The following is a 6,000-nucleotide window of genomic DNA, read 5'->3' on the forward strand; positions in this document are numbered from 1 at the left end:
TGATTACTCGGGGATCTCGCTGAGTTGGGCCTCAATCCGATCCAACCGCTCGGTGATGTTGCGTAGATGCTCCACGATGAGTTGGTTGGAACCATCGATCGCCGTCGCCGTTTCGCGTCGTGCGCTGGTGACGGTGCGTACCACCCAGACGGTAAGAGCAACGAAGATCGCGAGTGGTAGTGCGGCGGCGAGGATGACAAGAAATACGGTAGCGGTAAGTGTCACGAAGATTCCCTTTTCTGTTCTTGATTAATCAGGTGCCTAATGTGGTCTGGAGTTACTTCAAGCTGAAACGGAGCGACCCAGTAGTGCTTCCTCACTCGGCTCTCTCCGAGCTGTTCCAGGCCACTCTCGATGAGTCCAGCAGCTTCCAAGCGGTTGAGGTGCTGGTAGAGCAGTGGCCGAGACATCCCGAGTCGGCGGGCCAGCTCACTGACATGGGTCGACTCCGTCTCTAGGGAGGCGATAATTCGCAACCGAGGCTCACTTCCGAGAGCACTGAGCATCTGAGCGAGCCGTGCTGCGTCCATCATCCCTCCATATCGTAATCGAACGATGTCAGGTGTAAGTATATGCTTACAGTCAGCGGTGCGCAAGTTCTGCCGGGTCTGGCGGAGACGCTGCCCGACTTAAGACGTGGCCGGTGTCCCATCACGTCCCCTCTTCATCCTCCCCAAGAAGAAACCCAGCCGCAGCACACACCACAGCTGGGTTCCTTCATGGCTTACAGCGTAGCCAGCAGCTACAGCCGCTCGATGTCTACATCGCCATCGAGAATCCTCGGCTCTACCTCCATGTGGATCCCGCGGTAGGGAAGTAGTGCGCGGATAATGTCGTGGGTGATGTCGATGCCTGGAGATGGTTCGTCCCGCAAAAGGTGGTACAGGCTAGGGCAGTAGTCCACGCCGGGAAACTCGTCCTTTGCTTCGGGAACGCACCCGTCCGGGTCAAAAGTCGTGCAGCGAATGATCAGGTCGTCGTGGACACTATTGGGCAGATTGATGGTGAGTCCTGGTGTGGTGGCAGACATGTCTGCAACCGTGGCCTCGTTTACAGACCGGGTAAGCGGGATTAGGCCGCGGGCGGACTCACCGCCTTGGATGCGGGTGAGTCCCGCACGGTTTCCGTAAGTGTCGGCCAGGGTGACAAACGTGACGCGCACGGGGGCTGTGGCTACCGCGAGCGCCGAGAAGCCGGTGAGCACTCGGTCGTCCTGGTCGGTGAACTGACCAGCCTCTCCGGTAAACGTCAGAGTGTGGTTGTAGAGCGCGGCGGTGGCCATTGACACCATGGTGCCTTCCACCTGCTTTCGCTCTCGTAGCGTGGCGGTGATGAGTTCGAGTTCATCCACGGTGGTTTCGGCGGTGAAGTACTGGCAGTACAGCGGTGCTGTGAGGTCAAGTGTGGACATGGTTCGTCCCCTTTCTTGTGTGGTGTGGACAGGTGCTGGGCGCAGCGTGCAGGCGATTAAATTGCGTATCCGCAAACTGTCCGCGCGGTGGATCGGGCTACACCGCGCAGGTACTGGAGTCGGTCGTGCATCGGTCGTAATTGCGTATCCGCAAACTGTCCCAACGGTGGTCACGCTAGACGGCTCGGGTCGTGCGTCAAGCTCCACGCAGGTCGCGGGCTGGGCGGCTAACCACAACCGGGGGCAGTGAATCTACATGTTGGGGTGGCCTGTCCTTCAGGCCACAAGACGGGGCTGTGGTGGGCGTGGTGGGTAGGGTTAAGGCCGCGAATGTCGCCGCCTCGGGGGTACTAAATATGGCATGTCCCTTTGTCGACTGCCCCAACATGGTGTGGTGGTTCGTCTCGGCACCGATTGCGGAACCGCAAACATGCAGGTCATATAAGGAGTTTGTGTGACGTTGGCGAGATAAACCCACCGCCTTGCCAGATTGCAGATCGGCAAACAAGACTATGCGTAGCGGTATGCACTACTTGACTCTCAAGACGTAGCATCAGCTACACCCGCTGCACTCCACTCTCAAAGGTCAGGGAGGAAAGACCGAATGCCCAGCAACTACAACGCCGCCGACTACGAGGCGATCATCGCCAACTACACACCACACGCGGTTCGCTCAGAACCGTGGAGCCACGTTGCCGACTTCACCCGCGAGTGCGTGCGCGCACTTGACCTCACCCCGGACAACACCAGCCGCGACGCACTGCGCAACACGCTCAACTGCGTGTCCAAGCTCGCCGCCTGGGTCTGGGTGAGCTACGGCGTGGTCACCGTCGAGACCGTATTCCATCCCGACATCATCGGAAACTACTTCCTTGCCGGTGACGGCAAGAACCTCAGCCCATCTACCGCAGGAACCCAGCGCTCGCTACTGTGCCGGGCGGCAGAAGTGCTCAACGACGACTGGAATCCCGACTACCAGCACCCGATCACCTACGAACCAGCACTCCAGCCCTACGACAGCTACGCCACCGACCGGCTGTGGGACTGGGCCGAATCGCAACCCACCGCCGCCCGCCGCCGCAACTTCACCACGGTGCTTGCACTCACCCTGGGCGCGGGGCTGCGCGCAGGCGAAATCTGCACGCTGCGCGGCAAAGACGTACGTGTTGACGGCGACGGGGTACTCCTGTTTCCGCACGGCTACCGCGGTGCAGGCCCGCGCGAGGTACCACTGCTGAAAACCCATATCGAGGTACTTCAGCCGGTCATTATGGCGACCAGCCCGGAGGACTACCTGTTTAGGCCAGGCCGCGACAACGAGAATGTCAGCCAGCTCTCGGCGTATCTTCGCCGGGTAACACCGAGCACGTCGCCGGACATGGTGCCGGATACCCGCAGGCTGCGCAACACCTGGATCATCGACCGCATTGCCGCCGGAGTTCCCGCTGATGTGCTGTGCGCTGCGGCAGGATTAAAGTCCTTGCACCAATTCGAGGACTACGTGGTTGAAGCCGGAGCTAACCGCCGCCACGCTTACCGGCTTCTTCTCGCCGGTGGCTCTACCCACGGCACCACGGGTGGCGGGCTGTACGTGCTGTAGCGCAGCTCGCGGAGACTCCCTGAGCTATCCCTAGCGATTGCGGATATGCAAAAATCGTTTGCGGAGACGCAAAACTGGTCTCATGGCGCGCAGTGCACACCAGGGACGAACCACCCTGTGACCTGCGGGTTTCTTAACGGACTGCGATAAGAAGGCACCGCCACCTATTTCATGGCGCGAGTGTGCTCACCTTCCGAGCCATGAACGACAGCTTTGTAACTAATACCCACCTCACCAGTGTCGGAAACATGCAGTTTCCAACCCTCGGGTCACTGACTGCCGTATCGGTAGCTGCTATGGCGCGGCCACAGGGATTGGCCTGTGGTGATCTCAATATTGGCGATGACACGTCCCGTCGGGATCATCTCGCCGCGGATGATCCGGGTGATGGTGGAGGTGGGGATACCGCAGGCCTCGGCCAAGTCCTTGGCGCTGGGGTAGCTCCCGTCCAGGGTGAGCTGCTGGACGTTGCGGGAAAAGTCCTGCAATTTCCGCATGACCGGATCTTGCACCCCGATGTTGGCGTGGGGCCAGCTGTCGTAGCGCCGAACCGGAGCCTCGGCGGGAAGGTCGGAAGCCACGAGACCACTTCCTTTGAACAAGAAGAAAAAGACGAACCACCTAAGTCTAAATACAGTGAGGTCTACGCTGTGATCGACACACTGACGACACGCGGATTACTGCCACCTACAACTCCCACCGTTCAGCGCAACCGCAAGCGCGTACTCGCAGCGTACTTTTGCTACATGCGCGACCGCTGGTACGACGACATTGACGTGGACGGCTGCATCTACCTGCTGCGTGATGGCGGAAAGATCCGCACCTACCTGCAAGCTAGAACAGCAGATTTATCCAAGCCCAGCCTTAATGCCACCCGCCGCATCCTCAACCGCTGCGCGAGCCATGTCATTGGGCTTAAAGGTGCACTGGAGTGGGCAGAAGAATTGCCGGAGGTCTTTTACCCAGCAGCTAAGGCTCAGCGTCTCGCCTACAACGCCAGCGAACTTATCCGAATCGACGACTGGGTTCACTCCCGCCCCCGCCGCGAATCGCGGCGCGTGGCCTGCATTATCGTGTCACTGGCCCTGGGCGCTGGCATGTCCACTGAGGAAATCTATCACTGCCGATACGGCGACTTCACTGACTTTGGCACAGTGCTGGCGGTTCATGCGCGCGGTGGTCGTGGGATAAAGCCGCGTATAGTTCCGCTGACTGCCCCGTTCGACGACCTCATGCGCCAGGTGCTGCATGGTGTGGGTGAGGATCGCGGGGACGAACCACTGGTGAAACCCAACTCGGCGCGCCGCCGCGATGATGCCACCGGCCCACACCTGATCGCTGACTTCATCCACAAGACCAGCCAGAACCCATCGAGTACCGGCCTTGCCCCGACCCTGCCCAGGCTGCGCTATACCTGGATCGCTACTCATGCCGCCGAGCGCGTGGACTTTGACCAGCTGGTCTATGCCACCGGAAACATCCAGCCCTTCCGCGACACGTTTCACCACATGATCGTTGAATCTGGCGCGCTCACCGAGACCGAATACCGTGAGTGGATAAGCGGTAGTAGGGACGAACCGGACTATCCGCCGCTGCGACTCGTCGAACCGAATATAGGGGGCGAAGGCTAGGTGGCGAACTTCAACACCACGCCCACCCCGCTGCTTCGCCTGGACGGAGCTAGCGTGTCCTGGGCGCTGAGCATTATCGACCGCACCGACATCTGTCATCACCTGGCAATGTGGCGGCGCGTAGACGGCTACGACCCTTCCAAAGGAGGCAGACCGACAACCGTCACCGACCGCACCATCCTCGCGCTCTACCTGATTCTGGCCCGCTCTGGTCAACCCATGCACTTGACCACCATGACCACGCTGCTGGCCTCGCCTGACACGACAGACAAGGCCTTAGAACTCCTTAACCTGCCCAGCCGCGATAGGGTACGACGGGTAGGTGACTCTTACGCAACCCAGCACACCATCTGGTACCACCGTCTGTGGCGCGCGCTGCACAGCTTCCTGCACGTCGTAGACCCTTTCGACAACATCACTCACCACGCCCGGCTTACCCGCAGCGAGTTCAATCGGCTGATGGACGAACAATCCACTGAGCGGCGCGAAGAAAAGTGGCAGCGCGCCACCTACGTCTTCAATGAACTGGTTATGTCCAGTACCCAGGACATGCCCGAAGAGTACCGAGCCAACTGGCAGGGAGACCTCACTCTGGATGGCACGCTGATTCCAGGCGTGCGCCGAGGGAACAACCGATGGACGAACCGGCCGGACGATCTCATGTCCTCCGAGCCGGAGGCAGGCTGGTACTCCCGTGACGAGCGACAGGAAACCCACGGCGAAAACAAGCGCAGGAGGAACGCCAAGCACATCTGGGGCTGGGAGGCCACACTGGTTGCCGGAGTAATCCGCGACCAAGGCCCATATCGTCAGCCACACCTGATTATGGGCATGGCTTTCGACCGGCCAAGCCACAACCCGGCGATCCGTGGGCTGGAAGCAATGCGCCACCTCACCGACGACCCTGAGACACCTAAGGGCACAGTGGTGGGCGACCGCGCGTACTTTGCCGTGGCCAAGACCAAGCACTTCCATGAGCCGTTGCGAAAACTCGGCTACACGCTGGTGGGAGACTACAAGACGAACCAGCTGGGAAAGCGCGGATCGTATGAAACCATGGGGCTGGTCGAAGGACACTGGTATTGTCCGGCCATGCCGAAACCGCTGGTGGAAGCCACAGAGGATTTCTACGCCGGTCGTATTGATGAAGCCACCTACAACCAGCGGATCAACGAACGCCGCATGTTTGCCATGCGAAGAAAAGGCAAGGATCTCTCCGGTGACAGCCAGATGTTTATGTGTCCGGGTCGAGGTAAAGGAAAGACACTGGCATGTCCCTTGGTGGAAAAGAGTCAGCGCCAGGACGCGAGAGCCAAAGGACTACCTGAAGCGTCCTGGGTTTAGTTCCGCTTCTTTTA

Annotated in this window: 7 protein-coding genes; 3 read left to right on the plus strand and 4 right to left on the minus strand. The window is 59.9% G+C overall.

The features are described from left to right. Nucleotides 1-3 precede the first annotated feature (3 nt). The 3 genes from HMPREF2698_RS00215 to HMPREF2698_RS00225 form a co-directional block, all read right to left on the minus strand. Nucleotides 4-225, minus strand: coding sequence for a hypothetical protein (locus HMPREF2698_RS00215; protein WP_005323143.1), 222 nt, complete (start codon nt 223-225; stop codon nt 4-6). Then, the gene (locus HMPREF2698_RS00220; protein WP_371325923.1) at nt 222-533 is read right to left on the minus strand and encodes an ArsR/SmtB family transcription factor; all 312 of its coding nucleotides are present in this window, start codon (nt 531-533) and stop codon (nt 222-224) included. The genes HMPREF2698_RS00215 and HMPREF2698_RS00220 overlap by 4 nt, the downstream gene beginning before the upstream one ends. Nucleotides 534-742: 209 nt before the next feature. After that, nucleotides 743-1,411, minus strand: a complete 669-nt coding sequence (locus HMPREF2698_RS00225; RefSeq protein WP_070561354.1) for a hypothetical protein — start codon at nt 1,409-1,411, stop codon at nt 743-745. 604 nt (nt 1,412-2,015) lie between these two features. Here HMPREF2698_RS00225 and HMPREF2698_RS00230 point away from each other — a divergent pair. Next, on the plus strand, nt 2,016-3,011 hold the full coding sequence (locus HMPREF2698_RS00230; protein ID WP_070561356.1) for a tyrosine-type recombinase/integrase: 996 nt from the start codon (nt 2,016-2,018) through the stop codon (nt 3,009-3,011). A gap of 269 nt (nt 3,012-3,280) precedes the next feature. Here HMPREF2698_RS00230 and HMPREF2698_RS12760 read toward each other — a convergent pair whose 3' ends face one another. Further along, nucleotides 3,281-3,592 (minus strand): helix-turn-helix domain-containing protein, encoded by a 312-nt coding sequence (locus tag HMPREF2698_RS12760; protein ID WP_083303750.1) that lies wholly within the window; start codon nt 3,590-3,592, stop codon nt 3,281-3,283. 165 nt (nt 3,593-3,757) lie between these two features. Between HMPREF2698_RS12760 and HMPREF2698_RS12765 the strand changes: the two genes are divergently transcribed. After that, the gene (locus tag HMPREF2698_RS12765; protein WP_083303751.1) at nt 3,758-4,642 is read left to right on the plus strand and encodes a hypothetical protein; all 885 of its coding nucleotides are present in this window, start codon (nt 3,758-3,760) and stop codon (nt 4,640-4,642) included. Further along, complete coding sequence (locus HMPREF2698_RS00240) at nt 4,643-5,986, plus strand: hypothetical protein (RefSeq protein ID WP_070561358.1); 1,344 nt, start codon at nt 4,643-4,645, stop codon at nt 5,984-5,986. It abuts the gene before it with no gap. Nucleotides 5,987-6,000 lie beyond the last annotated feature (14 nt).

Origin of the sequence: Corynebacterium sp. HMSC072A02 (assembly GCF_001810085.1) — a bacterium.
GTDB classification, from domain to species: domain Bacteria; phylum Actinomycetota; class Actinomycetes; order Mycobacteriales; family Mycobacteriaceae; genus Corynebacterium; species Corynebacterium hesseae.